This is a genomic window from Vibrio sp. D420a, from assembly GCF_030248625.1.
Lineage (GTDB): Bacteria > Pseudomonadota > Gammaproteobacteria > Enterobacterales > Vibrionaceae > Vibrio > Vibrio fortis_A.
Map to the genome: position 1 here is coordinate 20750 of NZ_JAHGAN010000005.1, position 17484 is coordinate 38233.

At 45.1% G+C, this 17484-nt stretch carries 17 protein-coding genes and 1 pseudogene; 10 read left to right on the top strand and 8 right to left on the bottom strand.

Annotation, left to right across the window (positions count from 1 at the left end):
• Positions 1 to 16: 16 nt before the first annotated feature.
• From KI743_RS05610 to KI743_RS05620, 3 genes are all read left to right on the top strand, one after another.
• Entirely contained in the window at positions 17 to 1981 is a 1965-nt protein-coding gene (locus KI743_RS05610) for a CHASE3 domain-containing protein (RefSeq protein ID WP_285465508.1), read from the top strand.
• Between the two features lie 182 nt (positions 1982 to 2163).
• Entirely contained in the window at positions 2164 to 2970 is an 807-nt protein-coding gene (locus KI743_RS05615; protein WP_285465509.1) for an arylamine N-acetyltransferase, read from the top strand.
• A gap of 2 nt (positions 2971 to 2972) precedes the next feature.
• Entirely contained in the window at positions 2973 to 3503 is a 531-nt protein-coding gene (locus tag KI743_RS05620; protein ID WP_285465510.1) for an NADPH-dependent FMN reductase, read from the top strand.
• 80 nt (positions 3504 to 3583) lie between these two features.
• Here KI743_RS05620 and grxB read toward each other — a convergent pair whose 3' ends face one another.
• The 3 genes from grxB to KI743_RS05635 form a co-directional block, all read right to left on the bottom strand.
• On the bottom strand, positions 3584 to 4216 hold the full coding sequence (grxB, locus tag KI743_RS05625; protein WP_285465511.1) for a glutaredoxin 2: 633 nt from the start codon (positions 4214 to 4216) through the stop codon (positions 3584 to 3586).
• Between the two features lie 262 nt (positions 4217 to 4478).
• Positions 4479 to 4637 (bottom strand): hypothetical protein, encoded by a 159-nt coding sequence (locus KI743_RS05630; protein ID WP_150868588.1) that lies wholly within the window; start codon positions 4635 to 4637, stop codon positions 4479 to 4481.
• A gap of 159 nt (positions 4638 to 4796) precedes the next feature.
• Entirely contained in the window at positions 4797 to 5780 is a 984-nt protein-coding gene (locus tag KI743_RS05635) for a Gfo/Idh/MocA family protein (protein ID WP_285465512.1), read from the bottom strand.
• A 202-nt stretch (positions 5781 to 5982) separates the two neighbouring features.
• On the opposite strand from KI743_RS05635, the gene KI743_RS05640 reads away from it, so the two are divergent.
• Positions 5983 to 6465, top strand: a complete 483-nt coding sequence (locus KI743_RS05640; RefSeq protein ID WP_285465513.1) for a GNAT family N-acetyltransferase — start codon at positions 5983 to 5985, stop codon at positions 6463 to 6465.
• Between the two features lie 119 nt (positions 6466 to 6584).
• Positions 6585 to 7004 (top strand): annotated as a pseudogene (locus KI743_RS05645) (murein L,D-transpeptidase family protein); the annotation flags it as partial.
• Between the two features lie 35 nt (positions 7005 to 7039).
• Here the strand turns inward: KI743_RS05645 and KI743_RS05650 are convergent.
• Entirely contained in the window at positions 7040 to 7756 is a 717-nt protein-coding gene (locus tag KI743_RS05650; RefSeq protein ID WP_285465514.1) for a glycerophosphodiester phosphodiesterase family protein, read from the bottom strand.
• 56 nt (positions 7757 to 7812) lie between these two features.
• Between KI743_RS05650 and KI743_RS05655 the strand changes: the two genes are divergently transcribed.
• Positions 7813 to 7950 (top strand): hypothetical protein, encoded by a 138-nt coding sequence (locus tag KI743_RS05655; protein WP_285465515.1) that lies wholly within the window; start codon positions 7813 to 7815, stop codon positions 7948 to 7950.
• On the opposite strand, the gene KI743_RS05660 is transcribed toward KI743_RS05655, so the two are convergent.
• Complete coding sequence (locus KI743_RS05660; protein WP_285465516.1) at positions 7947 to 8549, bottom strand: 2OG-Fe(II) oxygenase; 603 nt, start codon at positions 8547 to 8549, stop codon at positions 7947 to 7949. The genes KI743_RS05655 and KI743_RS05660 overlap by 4 nt on opposite strands.
• A gap of 250 nt (positions 8550 to 8799) precedes the next feature.
• Here KI743_RS05660 and KI743_RS05665 point away from each other — a divergent pair, with 250 nt between their 5' ends.
• Complete coding sequence (locus tag KI743_RS05665; RefSeq protein ID WP_285465517.1) at positions 8800 to 9582, top strand: MBL fold metallo-hydrolase; 783 nt, start codon at positions 8800 to 8802, stop codon at positions 9580 to 9582.
• Positions 9583 to 9704: 122 nt separating this feature from the next.
• On the opposite strand, the gene KI743_RS05670 is transcribed toward KI743_RS05665, so the two are convergent.
• Positions 9705 to 10130 (bottom strand): RimK/LysX family protein, encoded by a 426-nt coding sequence (locus KI743_RS05670; RefSeq protein WP_032550185.1) that lies wholly within the window; start codon positions 10128 to 10130, stop codon positions 9705 to 9707.
• 63 nt (positions 10131 to 10193) lie between these two features.
• Entirely contained in the window at positions 10194 to 11099 is a 906-nt protein-coding gene (rimK, locus tag KI743_RS05675) for a 30S ribosomal protein S6--L-glutamate ligase (protein ID WP_032550186.1), read from the bottom strand.
• A gap of 603 nt (positions 11100 to 11702) precedes the next feature.
• Between rimK and KI743_RS05680 the strand changes: the two genes are divergently transcribed.
• On the top strand, positions 11703 to 13460 hold the full coding sequence (locus tag KI743_RS05680) for an SgrR family transcriptional regulator (protein ID WP_285465518.1): 1758 nt from the start codon (positions 11703 to 11705) through the stop codon (positions 13458 to 13460).
• Here KI743_RS05680 and KI743_RS05685 read toward each other — a convergent pair whose 3' ends face one another.
• Positions 13461 to 15359, bottom strand: a complete 1899-nt coding sequence (locus tag KI743_RS05685; protein ID WP_285465519.1) for a methyl-accepting chemotaxis protein — start codon at positions 15357 to 15359, stop codon at positions 13461 to 13463.
• Between the two features lie 317 nt (positions 15360 to 15676).
• On the opposite strand from KI743_RS05685, the gene KI743_RS05690 reads away from it, so the two are divergent.
• The gene (locus KI743_RS05690; RefSeq protein ID WP_285465520.1) at positions 15677 to 16729 is read left to right on the top strand and encodes an MBL fold metallo-hydrolase; all 1053 of its coding nucleotides are present in this window, start codon (positions 15677 to 15679) and stop codon (positions 16727 to 16729) included.
• Positions 16730 to 16926: 197 nt separating this feature from the next.
• The gene (locus KI743_RS05695; RefSeq protein WP_285465521.1) at positions 16927 to 17424 is read left to right on the top strand and encodes a DUF6515 family protein; all 498 of its coding nucleotides are present in this window, start codon (positions 16927 to 16929) and stop codon (positions 17422 to 17424) included.
• Positions 17425 to 17484 lie beyond the last annotated feature (60 nt).

The window sequence follows — 17484 nt, forward strand, 5'->3', positions numbered from 1 at the left end:
TTAGGGAAAACTGCTTATGAAAATATCGTCACTTTCGATCCGAAATCGCTTGCTTATTGGCAACATAATTACCGTCAGTATTTTGGTTGTGCTGTGTGTTGTCGTTTGGAACTCCATCAAAACACTCAATAACACTGATGATATGGTCACCCACACGTATCAAGTTATCGATCACTCCGACCGACTAGTTAACTCCATGGTCGACCGCGAAACCGGATTGAGAGGGTATGCGATTGGGGGGCAGGAAGAGTATTTAGAACCTTACTATTTCGGTCAAAAGGCTTTTGATGATAGTTTCACCACAGTCAGGAATCTAACTAGCGACAATCCTCCTCAACAGGCTCGATTTGATGAAGTTAAGCAACTCGCATTGGGTTGGCAGGCGTATGCAGAAGAGGTTATCTCACTTCGAAAAAGCATCTATGAAGGTGAGACTTATGTTAATGAGTTGCAATCCCTGATTGCCAGTGGTGTCGGTAAACAAAAAATGGATGCCTTGAGAAAAGAAGCCGCCTCGAGTCAGTATCCTAATGGTGAGCGACTCATCAACCATATGATCAACATGGAAACCGGCTTACGCGGCTTTATGTTGAATCGCCAAGAAGAGTTCCTCGAACCCTATCACAATGGCTTAGAGCAAGTAGAACAAGAGCTCGCTTTTATGGGTAACTCCAAGTTAGCTCGAGATGTTCGCGCATGGATCGATGATTACGCGTCGCAAGCTATTGCCTTAGTCCGACAAGCAAACCGGTTTAATTCCATTGATGCTCTCTACGCCAAGTTGTCCAAAAAAGAAGGGAAGCAATTTATGGATGCTCTGCGAGGCAAAGTTGCAGAGATCATCGATATCGAAAAAGGCTTGATGGTTGAGCGTAAAGAGGCTGCGACAACAGCCTCAGAACTGGCGTTGATTGTGATTGTCGCTGGTGGCGTATCTTCAGCACTGTTCTGCTTTGGGTTTGGTGCCTTCATTTCAAGAAATATTACTGCGCAGATTCAATATGTGATTGGTGTTGCCAAACAACTGGCGAAGGGTGATCTCACGGTTAAGATTGAAAAGGGTGAGCAGAACGAAATCGGCCAGTTAACCGATGCTCTGAAAGCTACGGCAGACAGCCTAAAAACCATTATTAGCAATATGATGGTCGCGAGTGAGCGTCTAAGCAGCTCATCTACCCAACTCACCAACATTACTGTCGCCACCAACAAAGGCGCCAATGAACAGATGTTGATGACTGATCAAGTTGCAGTCGCAATGAATCAGATGTCGATTTCTGTTCAAGAGGTGGCGCGTAATGCGGTTGATACTGCTCAATCTGCAGAAGAAGCGAGTAGTGAAGCGAAACAAGGACAGGCGGTTGTAGAACAGACTACAGACAGTATTAATTCTTTAGAATCTGAGATTGATGGCACAATGAGTCGATTAGAAGACTTGTCCCGCGAGGCCACCAATATTGGCGGTATTCTTGATGTGATTTTAGATATTGCGGCGCAAACCAATCTATTGGCTCTTAACGCAGCGATAGAAGCCGCTAGGGCTGGAGAACAAGGAAGAGGCTTTGCTGTGGTGGCAGATGAGGTTCGAAGCCTTGCTCAGCGTACGCAAGATTCTACCTCTGAGATTCAGAGCTTGATTGAGCGTTTACAAGCCGGAACTCAAGAAGTGGTCAGCAGCATGGGAACTTGTAGTGATATTGCTAAAGCGAGCGTCGTCAATGCCGAAAAATCAGGCCATGCGTTTGATGTCATCACTCAATCCATCAGCCGTATCACTGACATGAGCACACAAAGTGCGAGTGCCTCAGAGCAGCAAAGTGTCACGGTCGAGCAGATAAACCAAAATGTGGTTAACGTGAACCGTATAACCAAAGAGAGCGTTACGGGCGCGGAGCAAACCGTTGAGTCTAGCCAGGAGCTCGTCAATTTATCAGAGAAACTGCAGAGTATCGTCGGCCAATTCAAGGTGAAAAGCGCCAGCTAAACGGAACAGAGAGTCTTCAACCAAAAGCGAGCACTGAGCTCGCTTTTTTATTTTTTAAATGAAGTGAAATCAATCTAAAAAAATAAATGAAAAAAGTGCTTTACCTAAAGTTAACTTGAGGTTTTATGATGCCAACCAAGCGATAAGGAGAGCGGCTCTCCAACTAAATATAAAGGCATGATATGAATCCAAAAATGATTGAACAGTACTTCCAACGAATTGGCTTGATCCATCAACCTGAGATTAATGAATCGACACTAAGGCTTATCCACCATCATCAACACCGCGCAATCCCATTTGAGAATTTGGCGATCTTAAACGGTGAGCCGATTGATATCACGCAACAGGCGATATTCGAGAAGTTGGTTTTAGGCGAGCGAGGCGGTTACTGCCAAGAGCTCAACGGGTTGCTATTCAATGTCCTTTCATACCTTGGATTTACCATTCGACCTCTGCTTGCTCGTGTGCATTTTGGTGAGCAACCAACAGGACATGGTCATCGTATCAATTTGGTGACCATTGACGATCAACAGTGGATTGTCGACGCCGGTTTTGGCACCAGCACACCACGAGCACCGCTACCGCTGATATTCAATCAAGAGATCAAAACCGATCTCCAAACGTTTCGTTTTGTTAAAGATCCACTGTTCGGAAACATGCTGCAGACCTTCGAAGAAGACGCGTGGAAAAATATGTATAGCTTGGATATGAACCATGTAGTTTGGAATGATTTGGAATACGGCAATTATTTTACCTCGACTCATCCAAGCTCTCTGTTTACTCAAAACTGTGTTGTCGCAAGACCAACTGATGAGGGTATTACGACTTTATTCAATCGAACATTAAAGATTCGACAAGGTGGTGTGGAGCAAGAGATCGAATTAGAGAACGAATCGGACTTTTATCACGCGCTGAAACAGCACTTTGGTCTGGAACCTAAGATTTCTTACCAAGCATTTATTCCATTTTTAGACAAACCAGAGGCTTAATAATGAAAATATTAGCAATAGGCGCAACCAACAGCACGGAATCTATCAACAAACAACTAGCAACATACACAGCAGGCCTTGTTACAGGATCGGAGGTGGAGACATTAGACCTGAATGATTTTGAAATGCCGATTTACAGCGAACAGCGTGAAAAGAACCAAGGGATTCCAGAGTTGGCTCATCGATTCTTTAATAAGATTAGTGAGTCAGATGCCGTTGTGATTTCGTTTGCCGAATACAATGGGACTTATACGGCAGCGTTTAAGAATATCTTTGACTGGGTCTCTCGCATTAATATGAAGGTGTATCAAGGTAAGCCTGTCGTGATGCTAGCGACGTCACCCGGCGCGGGTGGGGCAAGTTCAGTGCTAGCTTCAGCTGTGGCTTCTGCGCCGTATTTTGACGCGGATGTGAAAGGGCATTTATCGGTACCAAGCTTTTACGATAATTTCGACGTAGCAGCTGGACAGTTAAAGCATCCAGAGTTGGTACAAGAGCTTAAATCCATCATGAGCAAAGTTGCTCAGGTTTAGTAAACCGCGTATTCGTATTACTACACCCAATAAAAAACCGAAGCGCTAGACTTCGGTTTTTTATTGGGATTGGTATGAGTCTATTCAAGCAGCCCAACACCGAGTTCATGACTCTTTCGCTCCATCCAGCGATCCAGTTTTGGCGGCCATTCAATACTCGACTCAACATAGAAGCCACGGAGCATTGAGAAGTAAACTGCCTGATCGATAAGAGGCAGAGTTGATTCACCATTCTCGAAGTTAAGCAATAACTCTGCATCTTTTAACAACGGATTGATCAACTGTACGAATTGAGGAGTCTGTTCAATCAGTTTGTCGAAGTTGAACTCTTCCGTCTCTTTACTCTCGCGCCAAGCTGCTTTGCTCTCTTCGGTGCGATATTCAGGTAGGTCTAGTTTCCACCAACGTGGGCGACCGATACGCTGTGTGAGTGGGAAAGCGCGAGTCTGGAACTGGGTTACAGGGTTTGCAGGCTCTCGAGGTTCATCGCTGTTCGCAAGATCCATAAAGTAACTGATGATGTCTAGGCTTTCCGCCATGATAGAACCGTCGTCTTTTTCAAGAACAGGCACCATTTTTTTACCAATAAGATCAATCAAGGTCTGTGCATCATGATAGTCGACTGACACCAGTTCCACCGTCAGCCCTAGCGAGCGTGCAACGAAAGCGACGCGGGCGCAGAATGGGCAGTGATCATAGATATAAAGCTTCATGGCTTCCCCTTAAATGTATAAGCTTTCCAAAGCATAAGATAACGCTAATGTATCAGAACTTATTTAAGACCATAAGTACTTGTATTGAAATGTAATAGAAATTTCGTAACCCGCAAGGAGCTGGGTGAGGCATGAAGTTGTAGTGGGTCGCAGAAATAGATAAGGCCCTGGTAATTCACTCCAATGCAGAAGAGTGTATTGACCAAGGCCCTAATTCGTTGATGTTTCTAATTGCGCGCAATCGCGAGCTAAAAACGTCTAATTATGCTTTTTTAAGATCTTGCATAGGGTAAGTTAGTGTTAGACCACCCTCGATAGTTGAAACGTGAACGTAGAAACCGCCAGAGCTTAGGCCTGTTACTACCATCTCACCTAGTTCGATACCCTTTGTTGCTACAACACGATCTTCGATTGAAAACATTTTAAACACCTTCAATAAATTAAAATTAACTTTGCTTTTCGAAGGCGGATTTAATCAGATGATCCAGTGATCGACTAATCAGGTAATTTGTCGTCAAGACAACGAAAGGTTATTCAAGATAAGTCGATCATTTAAAATCATAGGGTTAGAGAAATATGTTTAAAGTTCGTCCGCTGGATAATACACACCAACCTGACGACGCATTTCTGTTATTAGCTCTGACACGGTGATCGCGCGCTGTTGCGCTTGTGATTGCGCCTCTTTGTTACCTTTCAGCACTTGAGCAAACATCTCAGCCTCGTAGCACATCGAGTTCTCGCGTTGTGGTTGGCTTAACTCTTCAACATCGCCATTTCGGTACTGAATCTTAACCTGTGTACATTCTGCAATATGGTCGATCAGAATCGCGCCTAATTCACCTTGAATCTCGCTGTATGCGTAAGAGTCACTGACCTTAGAGTGCGCTAGGGTCACGTCGAATTCTGGGTAGTAGAAGATGGCACTGCCGTGGCCATCAACCCCAGATTCTAGTAGGTGTGCTGATGCTTGAACGCTCTGAGGCTTCCCAAACAGAGAAACAGCTGCGGCTACAGAGTAGAAACCGATGTCCACCAACGAGCCATTTGAGAAAGCGGGGTTGAACGTGTTTGGGTTTTCTCCATCTAGGTATCGTTGATAGCGAGACGAGTACTGACAGTAGCTGATGTGCGCTTTATGGATTCTACCGATCTTAGGTAACGCTTGTTGAACGGCTTGAAAGTTAGGGAGATATTGAGATTTGTAAGCCTCGAATAGAACAACATTGTTGTCTTTGGCAACTTCAAACATCTTGGTTGCTTCACGAATATTTGAAGCAATAGGTTTCTCGCAGATAACGTGCTTGTTGTGCTCCATCAGCATGATTGCTTGCTGACAATGGAACGAATTCGGTGAGGCGATGTAAACAGCATCAATGGCCGGATCGTTAGCAAGCTCGTCTATATCTGTATAGTGAGTCTCTACGCCAAACTCCTTGCCGAACTCAACTGCGCTCTCTAGATTTCGAGAATAGACGGCGGTTAATTGCATGGCGTTAACTTCATGTGCAGCCTGTACAAATTTTTGAGTAATCCAATTGGTGCCAATTACAGCAAACTTAATCATATCGGTTTTTCCGTCCTTCTTATTGGTGTGTTGAGATAGTAGCACTGGGTGTAAACGAAAAGGACGTTAATTGCGGAACAAATTATTGTTGTAGTTAGCCTAATATTATTAATGTTACTCAGGCCATGCTTACCTGTTGTGGCTTGTGCAGTGAATGGCGGATTTTGCTAAGGTAGAACTAATTGCAAACAAGGTAGTTATTATGCGTATACGCGCGGTCAAAGTGTCCGATATTCAATTCATATTAAAGCTTTCTCATCAGATCAATCGCCAACATCATCAAGGCGCTCCCACGGTTTTTAGTTCCCCTGAAGAAGCAGATAGCGGCTCTGAAGCGTATTGGCTAGGCTTAATGCTAGAGCCGGAAGGGCACTTCTTAGTTGCTGAACAAGATGAACAGGTCGTCGCTTTTCTGGCTGGAAAAATTACACAGAATAACGGCGTGAGTTTTATTCAAGACCATAAAGTCGCGCGAGTAAACACCATAGTGGTCGGGGATGACGTTCAAGGCCAAGGTCTAGGTAAAAAGTTGATGCGCGGCTTCAATCAATGGGCACAGTCTAATGGTGCGACAGAGCTGCGCTTGGAGGTGATGGAGTTTAATCAGGATGCGCAACGTTTCTATGAGTCTTTGGGAATGGTGACCCAATCGCGAATCATGTCTATGTCGTTAGAGGATGTATGAGTCGTTTCATTGCTGTACTAATGTGTTTCGCCTGCTCGTTTCTCACGTTAAGTTGGGCTGGAACCCCTGTTGTTGTTGAGAGCTTTACACTATCTAAGCCATCGTATTCTCAGCTAGCTGTTACCATGGTGAAGGTTGATAAGTCTGCAAGACGTATGTACCTAATGAGTGGAGACACATTAGTACGCGAATATCGAATCGCCTTAGGTAAGCAGCCGAAGGGACATAAACGTTTTGAGGGTGACAACCGAACCCCTGAAGGTCGTTATTACCTTGACTATGTGCTTGAAGAGTCAGAGTTCTATCGTTCTGTACATATCAGCTATCCGGCGCCATCGGATCGCAAGTGGGCAGAGAAATACGACATTTATCCGGGTGGTAATATCAAAATACACGGTCTAAAGAACGGAGAGCGCCGTTCTTCTGGTTATGTTCAGAGTTTTGATTGGACAGATGGCTGTATCGCTATCACCAATCAAGAGATGGATGAATTTATTGACCTAGTTAGAATGGGCACTCCAATCATTATCGAATGGTAATGAGTGCCACTCTGTTCGAATGATTCTGTTTAGCTCTATTGAGCTATGAATCGAGTAGGGTAGTCAGTGAAGATAGCATCGACGTGATTGATATACTCAAAGTCTGCGCTTTGGTTGACGGTGTAACACCAGATTTCTCGTCCTGTCTGCTTAAGGTATTCAATGTCAGCTTGAGTCAGGTTGGCGTAATTTAAGTGGCAGCTGAAGGCGTTGACACTCTCAACAGTCGTTTTATCTTCCTGTGTTAACTGCTCGGTGATCATGCCGACTCGGTATTGAGGCATGTGCTTTTTCACCTCTTCAACCACTCGATGGCTAAAGCTAGAAATCAGGATGCGGTCGGTATCCATCGAACAACGGATCAACTCATCGTGAAGCAGTTCAACTACGTGTGCTGGCTGGTGGCGGGTATCGACTTTCACCTCTAAATTAACGCTCAGATCGAGCTCTTCAACCAAAGCCAACAGCTCTGTGAGAGTCAGAATTTTCTCATCTTCAAACTCTGACGACTTCCACGAGCCAAAATCGAACTGTTTAAGCTCTGCCAAGGTATGCTCGTCGACGCGACCTGTACCGTCACTGCAGCGCTCAAGCGTATGGTCGTGACACACTACCAGTTGATCGTCCAATGTAGGCTGGATGTCGACTTCAATCCATTTCAGGCCAAGTATAGCTGCCTGTTCAATACTTGCTTTGGTGTTTTCAGGATGCGTCCCTGCGACACCACGGTGACCAACAATCATAGGAGGCATAGTGTTTCCTTCTTCAACGCATTGTTATTCATGCATAAACTAAGTCTAAAGGATAAATGAGTTATCGTCGTTATCTTGATGCACAAATTGAGTTTGCATCGGATTGGTTAGAGTGCATGGGCATTGATGTTGATATGAAGAGTGTGAGAAGCACCTCAATTGAGGCGCATCTCGGGGTTTTGGTCGGCAATTAGTGCGCGATATCCAGTTGATTATCTTTCACGCCATTAATGCGGAACCATCCTGCGATACTAAAACGCTCGGTATTGGTTGGCAGCACTTCGTGCGGAAATTGCTCCGAGAAGAACACAAATAGACGTCCCGCTTTTGGGGGAATGGTTGCTACGTGGTTATCGTCTAAGTCATACACCACTAGCTCCCCTGCATCTTGCTCAGACCATTCATCGTTCATATAGAACACGGTAGTTAGGCGGCGGTTTTCATTGCCTTGGAAGCAATCGAGATGCTTTTGGTAGAAATCCCCTTTGTCGTATTTTGCAAAGTGCGCTTCATACTCAAATAACCCAAGGAAAAAAGCTTGGTTTGCCGCCAAACGGATCTGCTCCATTTTATCTAGAAATTGCGAAGCGGGTTGTCCCATGTCGCGGCTCAACCATTGGATTTTATCGCTGCGAATGCTCGACTCGCGCATGACTTCTTCGTTACGGCCAATCCTAGCCTTTTTCCAGTTGTCTGGAATACAGTCCCTCAATGCCACAACTTCGTCATACGTGAGGAAGTCATCCCAAACAAAATAGCCTTGGGTAGATAACGCGTCGATCAGTTGGTTCATGTAAAGCACTCGGATAGTTGATTAAGGGGCACCTATATAGTCCGAATATCTCACGCCAACAAATCAGGTTGTTTGTCGTCACGATAACCTAAAGTATGCAGGTATAACTTTGGTGACGCTGTCACTTTACTTGGGGCGTTCGCTGTTGATTTCGTGTGTAACGACAGCCTTATTTAACAAAATGATCACATTTGTGGATGATTTTGCTATTGTATAGGTCTGACCAGTTAGCAGTGAACAAGGAGTCGTTTTGCAACTGCACACTATTGAAGGGTATATCCAAGACATGTACTTGGTGGAGTACCCTGATCGTTTGTTATTGCTTGATGGCGCATGCCGAGCAGACATTCCACATCTAAAGTCCTTTATCGAACAAGACCTTGGGCGCGATTTCCATGACTTACATACTGTTGTGGTGACGCACATGCATCCAGATCACGCAGGGGCGGCACATAAACTGCGAGCCTTAACGGGTTGTAAGTTGGTGTCCGCTGACCGGGAGTTCGATTGGTACGCACGTTGGGACGGAATGCTAATGCATCTGACGGATTTGGCGTTGGCACGTTGGATGGCAAATCGGTTAGGTAGGCCTAAAGCCAACCTTTGGTACTCACGTAAGTTAAAGCCAGATTTTAAGTTGTCGGATGGTGAGACTATTCCCGGTTTTGAGGATTGGGTGGTACTGGAAACTCCTGGTCATACTGATAGGGATTTGTCTGTTTATTGCCCCTCAGAGCGATTGGCCTACGTCGCCGATTTGATGGTGGAAGTGAAACAGAAATTGATTCCTCCATTTCCTATCTTTCACCCCAATAAGTACCGTCAATCAGTAGAGCGGATCTATGATCTGCACCTAGATACCTTGCTGGTGGCACATGGAGGGCAGGTGGCTTTCGATCAACCTGCATTTGAGCATTTGTTGGTAAGTGCACCACGCAGGCCTGTGACTCATTGGCGCGTGACTAAAATTAAATGCAAGAGTTTGTTGAAGTCGATTTGGCGGTTTGGCTTTATCGATAAAAAGCAATCCTAAAAGACAAAGGCCAGTCATTATGACTGGCCTTTGTGTAGGACGAGTAGCAAATTATACAAGCGTATTCGGCAAAATAGCTTATTTGGACTCTGCGTAAATTACGGTTTCGCGTAAGAGCAGGATCAGTTCAGTAAGAAAGACTCACTTGGGTCAACAATCACTTTATTGCTCATACCCTGACGCCCTAAAAGCATCATGTAAGTCATGTCTTGACGGTTACTCAACGTTAGGTCGATCAGCCATTGCTGACCACCCATACGCAGTAGTGTTTCAATCACACAGCGTGTCTCTACTTCACCATTCGAAGACTTGATCTTCTTGCTCGCTTTTAATTTCGCGGTGCAACGCACGGTCTCTTCTAGGTGGTACACGTCTGGGTGTAGATCGAACTCAACGTAACGTTGCCCATCTTCTTTAAAGCAAAGTAGGTTGTCTACGTGTAGAGAAGAGGTTTTTGCCCCTGTGTCTACGCGCGTGTGCAATCCTGTTATCCCTAACTCAGGTAAGCAAAGTGCTTCAGTGTTCCCTATGATCATTTTGTTGTTCATAATTATTCCAATCATCAGTTAACGGCTTACATGGTCATCTTAACCGTTTAAATATTTCTAATATCAGCCTTTACCGCGAGTACGGTTTGCATTTGGTTTTGCATTCTTTTCGATGAATTCGAAAATCATGTCAGCAACATCTTTGCCAGTCGCTTTCTCGATACCTTCTAGGCCTGGAGAAGAGTTCACTTCCATTACCACAGGGCCATTCTTAGATTGTAGGATATCGACGCCACATAGGTTTAGGCCCATGATTTTTGCTGCGTTGATCGCCGTTGCACGTTCTTCTTTAGTTAGTTTAACCAGTTGAGCAGTACCGCCACGGTGCAGGTTAGAGCGGAACTCACCTTCACCTGCTTGACGTTTCATTGCCGCAATCACTTTGTTACCTACCACAAAGCAACGGATGTCTGCGCCTTTTGCTTCTTCAATGAACTCTTGAACCAAGATGTTTGCTTTTAGGCCCATGAATGCTTCAATTACGCTTTCTGCTGCTTTGTTGGTTTCAGCCAATACCACACCGATACCTTGAGTACCTTCAAGTAGTTTGATAACCAAAGGCGCGCCACCCACGTTCTTGATCAGATCTTGGATCTTGTCAGGACGGCTGGCGAAGCCAGTTTTTGGTAGACCAACACCTTTACGAGACAAAAGCTGTAGTGAGCGTAGTTTGTCGCGAGAGCGGCTGATCGCTACTGATTCATTGATACAGAAAGTGCCCATCATTTCGAATTGACGAACAACCGCAGTACCGTAGAAGGTAATGGAAGCGCCAATACGTGGGATCACTGCGTCGTATTGAGGCAGTTCTTCACCCATGTAGCGAATCTTCGGATTGTTACTCGCGATATCTATGTCACAGTGCAACGTGTCGATAACATCGACCTGGTGACCACGAGCTTCTCCAGCCTGCTTTAGACGAGCGGTAGAGTATAGATTTTCGTTGCGAGAAAGAATTGCGATACGCATGGCGTTTCCTTAGTAAATACCTGATTGGTATGTGCAAATTAGTAAGTTGTTTTTAGGTCCTCGGTCTATTTCCTGAGGCTCCTTGTTTGCTTCGGGGCGAACCTTAAGGCTTTTCGAACAACTAAGAAAACGAATTAAATTTGTCGAGTCGACAACAGAAATTTATGAAGGGTTTGAGTTATTGGTACATAAGGGATGCGGGGGCTTTTGAGTGGGGAAAGCGAGCCGAAACCAAACTCTGATTGGGGGCAGGAGCTGTTTAAGTGGCGTTCGACTCGCATAACTTAGCGAGGAAATGTGTACTCGTTAGTGGATCAACATAGCTCTAAAAGTGCACGAAGCGCTTCTTTTTCAAGTTGACTGTTCGTACGTAAAAACTGGGATAAATAGTATTTTCTCATGGCATATCACCTTCATCAGATAGGTTGGTGTTTGGCACTGGGTTACCTGTTTGTGTAAAGCCATTTTATCGATAATGGGGAAGTAATAAACAGACGGTTTATTTTTACGTTGTTCCTAGTTTTGGATTAAGTGGCAGATTTATTGTTGAAAAGCTCTATAATTGGGCTTATTAGGAAAACGAGTGAAACAAAGGTTCTGATTTTGTCTGATGTAAATATGATGCGTTACTACGCAAGGCTGACCTCATTTGATGCCAATACCCCACATGCGGTCACCTTGGCTGAATTGGCCGATTTGATGTTTACTAGTGTTAGACATGCGCGAACCTTGCTAGGGCGAATGCATCAGGCGCAATGGGTAGTGTGGGAGCCCAAAGCCGGTAGAAACCAGCGTTCTAATCTAACTCTGCGCTACGATGTGCAAGGGCTTAATCGTCATATTGCGAGTAAATTGATCGCCGAAGGTAAGTATGAAAAAGCGTTGGCTGTACTTGACGACGACCGCACCGTGTTTGGTTCCTTGCTACAAGAGACATCCGGTGCAACCTTACGCCAAGGGTTACTGCACGTTCAACTGACTTATAAACGTCGATTTGAAGCGCTCTTCCCTCACCATGTTCACCGTAGCAGTGAGCGCTTTTTGTTAAGGCAAGTATTCAGCTGTTTGGTCAGTTGCAGCAGTGATGGGGTACTCAAACCTGAGCTAGCGCATCACTGGGATTACAACGGTGAGACACAAACTTGGACCTTCTATCTTCGCCCCGGTTTAACCTTCCATAACGGACAGCTTATCGATGGTGAGCAACTGGTGCTGTTGTTTGAGCAACTGAAAGCGCACTCGTTCTATCAATCAGAGCTAGAGCATGTTGAACAAGTCTACAGTGACCAACCGCTTCGTCTTTGCTTTAAGCTCTCCAAAGCGGACACTGGTTTTGCGGGCTTATTAGCTGGTGTTAAATACTCCATTCAACCCGCAGCGCAACTGCAAGGACTGATTGCTCCAAATATTGTCGGTAGTGGACCATTTATGATTGCGGAGCACGATGCAGAGCGTATTAAGTTGAAAGCGTTTGAGCACTTTTTCAGTACGCGTTCGCTTACGGATGAAGTGACAATTTGGCAATTTGAAGAAGAGCTCGCTAAAGTGACCAACTTTGATCAGAGTGAAATTCAAGTGGCGCCAGAGGAAGATGCTTCGTGCTTCCATCAGCTTGGCCGAGATGTGAATGCAACCGAAACAGACGAACAATACAGTCGTGTTGAAGATGGTTGCTTGTTCGTGTTGTTCAACCACAATGCATCACAGCAAATGTTGACCATTGAACAAAGAAAGTTTCTTGCTGACTGCTTCAAGCCGAGCTTGGTACACGAACAGTTAGAGTTGAATCGCGGTATGTTCGGTTTGCAGCATGCTAACAACATTTTACCTAGCTGGAGCCCTGTGTATCGCATGCCAAACTCGCCTTGTGCTTTGCCACGTAAACTCACCATCGCAGTTTATGATTACTACGCTCTGTATCGCTGTGCTGTGAGTATCGCTGACCTACTGAGATTTCAAGGTGTCGAAGTTGAGGTTAATACTTATAGCTTCCGCGATTTAACTCAGCGCTCGCAAGCCAATCAGCTTAATGAAGACCTAATTCTGTGTAACCTGAATCTCGATGACAACGCGCCGTCGTCTCTATTTTCATGGCTGATGAATGATCCTGTTCTGCATTCAGCTCTCGGACAACAGAGCAGCGAATGGCTGAAGTTGCAGCTCGATCAACACAAAGCATCGGTCGAGCTGGAAGATTACCTAGAGCGTCTTGAGCCGATTGCGACTAGCCTGGTCACTGACTACTGGCTGTTGCCGTTGTTCCATCATCTTCAAACGGTGAGGTTTCAAGGTATTCTCAAGAACGTAGCCATCACCAACTGGGGATGGCCAGAGTTTAAGGATGTGTGGTCGGTCGATTAGCTAGCACTTAAATTGAGAGACCAAACTGGTAAGGTGCGCCGCTTTATCTCTTAAGTGAGTGCACTCTTGCGCGGTCTTCTCAACCATCATATCGTTCTCGCGAGCAATCTCTGAGATACCTGAAATATGAGGTGATATTTCGTTGATCACATTCGATTGCTCTCCCGTTGCTGAAGCTATCTGGATATTCATCGCATTCATCTCATCCACACTCAGAGAAATAGTCGACAGCTGTTGTTCTGAATTTGAGGCTTCGCTTTGGCACTTCACACCTAGCTGAGTACTGGCTTCAATCGCCCCCACGGCTTGTTGGGTGCGCTGTTGGAGCTGGTCGATAATCCCGCGTATCTCTTCGGTAGAAGCCTGACTGCGTGAGGCGAGCGTTCTGACTTCATCAGCAACCACTGCAAAGCCTCGACCTTGTTCACCCGCTCGCGCCGCCTCAATCGCCGCATTCAAAGCAAGTAGGTTAGTCTGTTCTGATACTCCATTGATGACATCAAGCACGGTATCGATGGAGTTGGCGTCGTCAGCGAGTTGGTTGATGATTGAAGTGGTATCGCTCAGTTGTTGATTCATGTGCTCGATGCTTTCAGAAGTCACCGACACGGACTCTTGACCTATGTTGATCGCATTGGACGCGCTCGTGGCACTGTCGGCTGCAACATTGGCATTCTGTGCGATCTCATCCGAGCTTGCGCCCATCTCATGAATAGCGGTCGCGACTTGTTCTATCTGGCTGGTTTGTTGTTTCAGGTCTTGCTCCATCGATTGAGCCATCCGGTCAACACTTTGAATCGATTCTGATATCTGTTTGCCGGTATTGGATACATCGGTTAGTAGGTGACTCAAATATTCGACGAACTGGTTGTAGCCACTGGCAATTTGACCGATTTCATCATGACGTGAATCGTCTAAGCGGCGCGTAAGATCGCCGCCCCCTTTACCAATTTGTTGAAGAAGCTCGGCAACCTCGACAAAGGGCAGCAAGAGTTTATTGGTTGCCCAAGCGGCGATAGGGGTATAGACAACCGCAATCAACAGCGCCATGAAAATGATGGTTTGGCTGAAGCCGTTAAGCTCTTCTAAAACATCGGCTTTAGGAATCTGAGTGATCAGCGTCCACCCTGTTCCTGGCATTGTTCTTGAACCTAATATTTGCGCTTTGTTGTCGATGATACTTTCAGTCACAACTGTGTTTGTTTGGGCAAGTAACTGTGTTGCGTTAACACCTAACTCTTCAAGTGATGTCCCAACTAAGTTTTGAGTGGGGTGAACCTTAATCACACCCTGCTGATCAACCAGATAAACAATACCTCCTTTACCAACACTGTAGTGACTGATTAATTGAGTAATACTCTCCAGTGTTAATCCAATGCCTGCCACACCAACACGCTTGCCCTCTTTAATGACTTTATAGTTAACAAATAGGGTGGGGGTGCCCGTTGCCCCATCGATATCAAGAGAAAGCTCAAACGGCTGGTTTGATTGAATAAATTGATAGAACCACTGATCTTTGCTTTCGCTTTGCGACACTGTTTTTAAAACGCCATTGTGAGTGTGGTATGCCCCCGTTTCTAATGACACAAAGTACGCACTGATGGCATTGAACTCATTTTTGATCGTTGTGAGATAGTTACTTAGGTCTCCTGTCGATGCAGACCTAGAGGTGATTAGCGGAGACAGGGCCATCATTTTAGACGCAAGAATTGGCGTCTCTAACTTGAGGCTGATTTCATTACCAACTTCGCCTAACAATGCCGGGAGCTCTCTATCGAATGTTCTGTCGATCAAAATCGAGCGACTTGATTGAAACGAGTAAATGCCCATCAGGCTGATAATGGAAAGCGCTGCGATGATCGTCGCTAAGATCGCTTTCATTCGTATAGTGAGATTCAATTTAGACTCCTTTCCCAAACTCTCGGCTCATCATTTGTAAATCAAATGTTAATTAAAAATTGACCTTTAGGTCAATAAATCAATCTTAGAAGTGAGAGTTGAGTGATATTTATACAGATATGCCTCTGCCTTGAACTGTATAGATGATCTGAGTGGTGATTTTAACCATATGATTTAATTTGAATTTTATTTGTTTGATGAAAATAACATCAATAAAGTTACACTCATTGGTTTACTTTTGGTGATTTAAAGGTAAACTCATCGGTGTAGTTTACTTTTGGGTCTACGATCCAGAGCAAAAACAAACTGAGAGCTGAATGAAAAAATATCTATTACCGATTGTAGGAGTACTTGCCGTGGCAGCGACTGTAACCGCATATTCAAATTCAAGTGAGAAGCTTGATAACTTGCCTAAGAAGTTTGCGAACAGCGAGCTTGAATACAAATCAGGTATGTCAGATATCTTCTCTATCCTTAAAGCTTACGTCACTGTAGAACGTAAAGAGCCTGTACCAAAAACGGCATTACCTTTGATGCCGATGACCAAAGCGCAGTTGGTTGAAGAGCAAGAAGACGTTGTCTACCGTTTAGGTCATTCAAGTATTGCGATGAAGCTGGATGGAAAATTGGTCATGATGGACCCAGTCTTTAGCGATCGTGCGTCTCCAGTGCAATGGATGGGGCCAAAGCGTTTCCACCCAACACCAATTTCAATCGAGCAACTGCCTGATGTCGATGTGGTAGTGATTAGCCACGACCATTATGACCATTTGGACAAAGCAGCAGTAACCGCGCTAGCGCAAAAAGTGGAAACTTTCCTCGTGCCGTTACGAGTAGGTGCAATCTTGGAAAAATGGGGTGTCGAGAAAGAGAAAATCGTTGAGCTGAACTGGTGGGAGTCTGCAACTGCAGCAGGTATTGATTTTACTTTGACACCGACTCAACACTTCTCTGGCCGTGGTTTACTCGATCGCGACCAAACCCTTTGGGGCAGCTGGGTGATAGAGGGTAGCGATAAGAAAGTTTTCTTTAGTGGTGACTCTGGTTACTTTAATGGCTTTAAAGAGATCGGTGAACGATTCGGTCCTTTCGATCTCACTATGATTGAAACGGGGGCTTATAACTCACTATGGGCGGATATTCACATGTTCCCAGAGCAGAGTGTTCAGGCTCACATCGACCTAAAAGGTAAGGTGATGATGCCTATTCACAACAGTACCTTTGACTTGTCCATGCACGATTGGCAAGACCCGCTTGAGCAAGCATCTTCTATCAGTAAAGAACGTGGTGTAGAGATCACCACACCGATCATTGGTGAGCGTCTACAACTAGCGGGGACGGCAGAAACCAAAGCGTGGTGGAAGCTGTAACTACCTCTAAAATGACGGGCAGTAAGAAAACCGCTGCAAGTGATTATTAAGTATTTAAGCCACCGATTGGACTCAGTCGGTGGCTTTTTTGTATCGAGAGTCATAGCGCGTCTCTTTACGCACCTTTACGTTTGCTTTACGTAAGCTGATATTCGGATTGATAAAATGAATAGATGATTTAGTTCTTGGTGATCATTATGTTTAACGCTCAAGCTGCAAGAGGCGCAACCCTAATTCTGGTAACGGCAGGTCTTATTTTCCCTTTGTCTGCAACCGCGAAACCTCACCCGATTTACAAGCCGTCTAAGAAGATTGTGGTGGTTAAACCTGTTTATCGACCAATCAAAAAAGTGCCGAAACATCGCAGTTACTACTATTACAAAATGCCAAAGCACACGAGTTATATTGTGTTGGCTGGCATCAGCTATGCGGTGATTGATAATGTCTATTACAAACGCAGTGGCGATCAATATATCTATATTGAAAACCCACCCGTGACTTCATCGTCGACGTCGATTACTACAACGACCACAACCACGTCCTCAAACTCGGATGTTGGTAGCTTGGTTAATAAGCTGCCTTCAGGTACCACAACGGTAACCATTGATGATGCGACCTTTTATGTGAAGGGCGGTGATTGGTATGTTCCAATTGCGGGCAGTAAACAATTTGTTATCGTTGAGCCCCAGCTATAGCGTAAATCCACTTAAAATTGGACATTTAGACGTCTAGACGTTGACAAGTCTCAAGGGTGG

Bases quoted from the DNA above. Each gene is read 5' to 3' on its own strand.
- KI743_RS05670 (WP_032550185.1), bottom strand. From the start codon at position 10,130: ATGAACAACAAAATGATCATAGGGAACACTGAAGCACTTTGCTTACCT.
- KI743_RS05655 (WP_285465515.1), top strand. From the start codon at position 7,813: ATGAGTTATCGTCGTTATCTTGATGCACAAATTGAGTTTGCATCGGAT.
- KI743_RS05635 (WP_285465512.1), bottom strand. From the start codon at position 5,780: ATGATTAAGTTTGCTGTAATTGGCACCAATTGGATTACTCAAAAATTT.
- KI743_RS05630 (WP_150868588.1), bottom strand. From the start codon at position 4,637: ATGTTTTCAATCGAAGATCGTGTTGTAGCAACAAAGGGTATCGAACTA.
- KI743_RS05610 (WP_285465508.1), top strand. From the start codon at position 17: ATGAAAATATCGTCACTTTCGATCCGAAATCGCTTGCTTATTGGCAAC.
- KI743_RS05690 (WP_285465520.1), top strand. From the start codon at position 15,677: ATGAAAAAATATCTATTACCGATTGTAGGAGTACTTGCCGTGGCAGCG.
- KI743_RS05640 (WP_285465513.1), top strand. From the start codon at position 5,983: ATGCGTATACGCGCGGTCAAAGTGTCCGATATTCAATTCATATTAAAG.
- KI743_RS05660 (WP_285465516.1), bottom strand. From the start codon at position 8,549: ATGAACCAACTGATCGACGCGTTATCTACCCAAGGCTATTTTGTTTGG.
- rimK (WP_032550186.1), bottom strand. From the start codon at position 11,099: ATGCGTATCGCAATTCTTTCTCGCAACGAAAATCTATACTCTACCGCT.
- KI743_RS05615 (WP_285465509.1), top strand. From the start codon at position 2,164: ATGAATCCAAAAATGATTGAACAGTACTTCCAACGAATTGGCTTGATC.
- KI743_RS05650 (WP_285465514.1), bottom strand. From the start codon at position 7,756: ATGCCTCCTATGATTGTTGGTCACCGTGGTGTCGCAGGGACGCATCCT.
- grxB (WP_285465511.1), bottom strand. From the start codon at position 4,216: ATGAAGCTTTATATCTATGATCACTGCCCATTCTGCGCCCGCGTCGCT.
- KI743_RS05620 (WP_285465510.1), top strand. From the start codon at position 2,973: ATGAAAATATTAGCAATAGGCGCAACCAACAGCACGGAATCTATCAAC.
- KI743_RS05695 (WP_285465521.1), top strand. From the start codon at position 16,927: ATGTTTAACGCTCAAGCTGCAAGAGGCGCAACCCTAATTCTGGTAACG.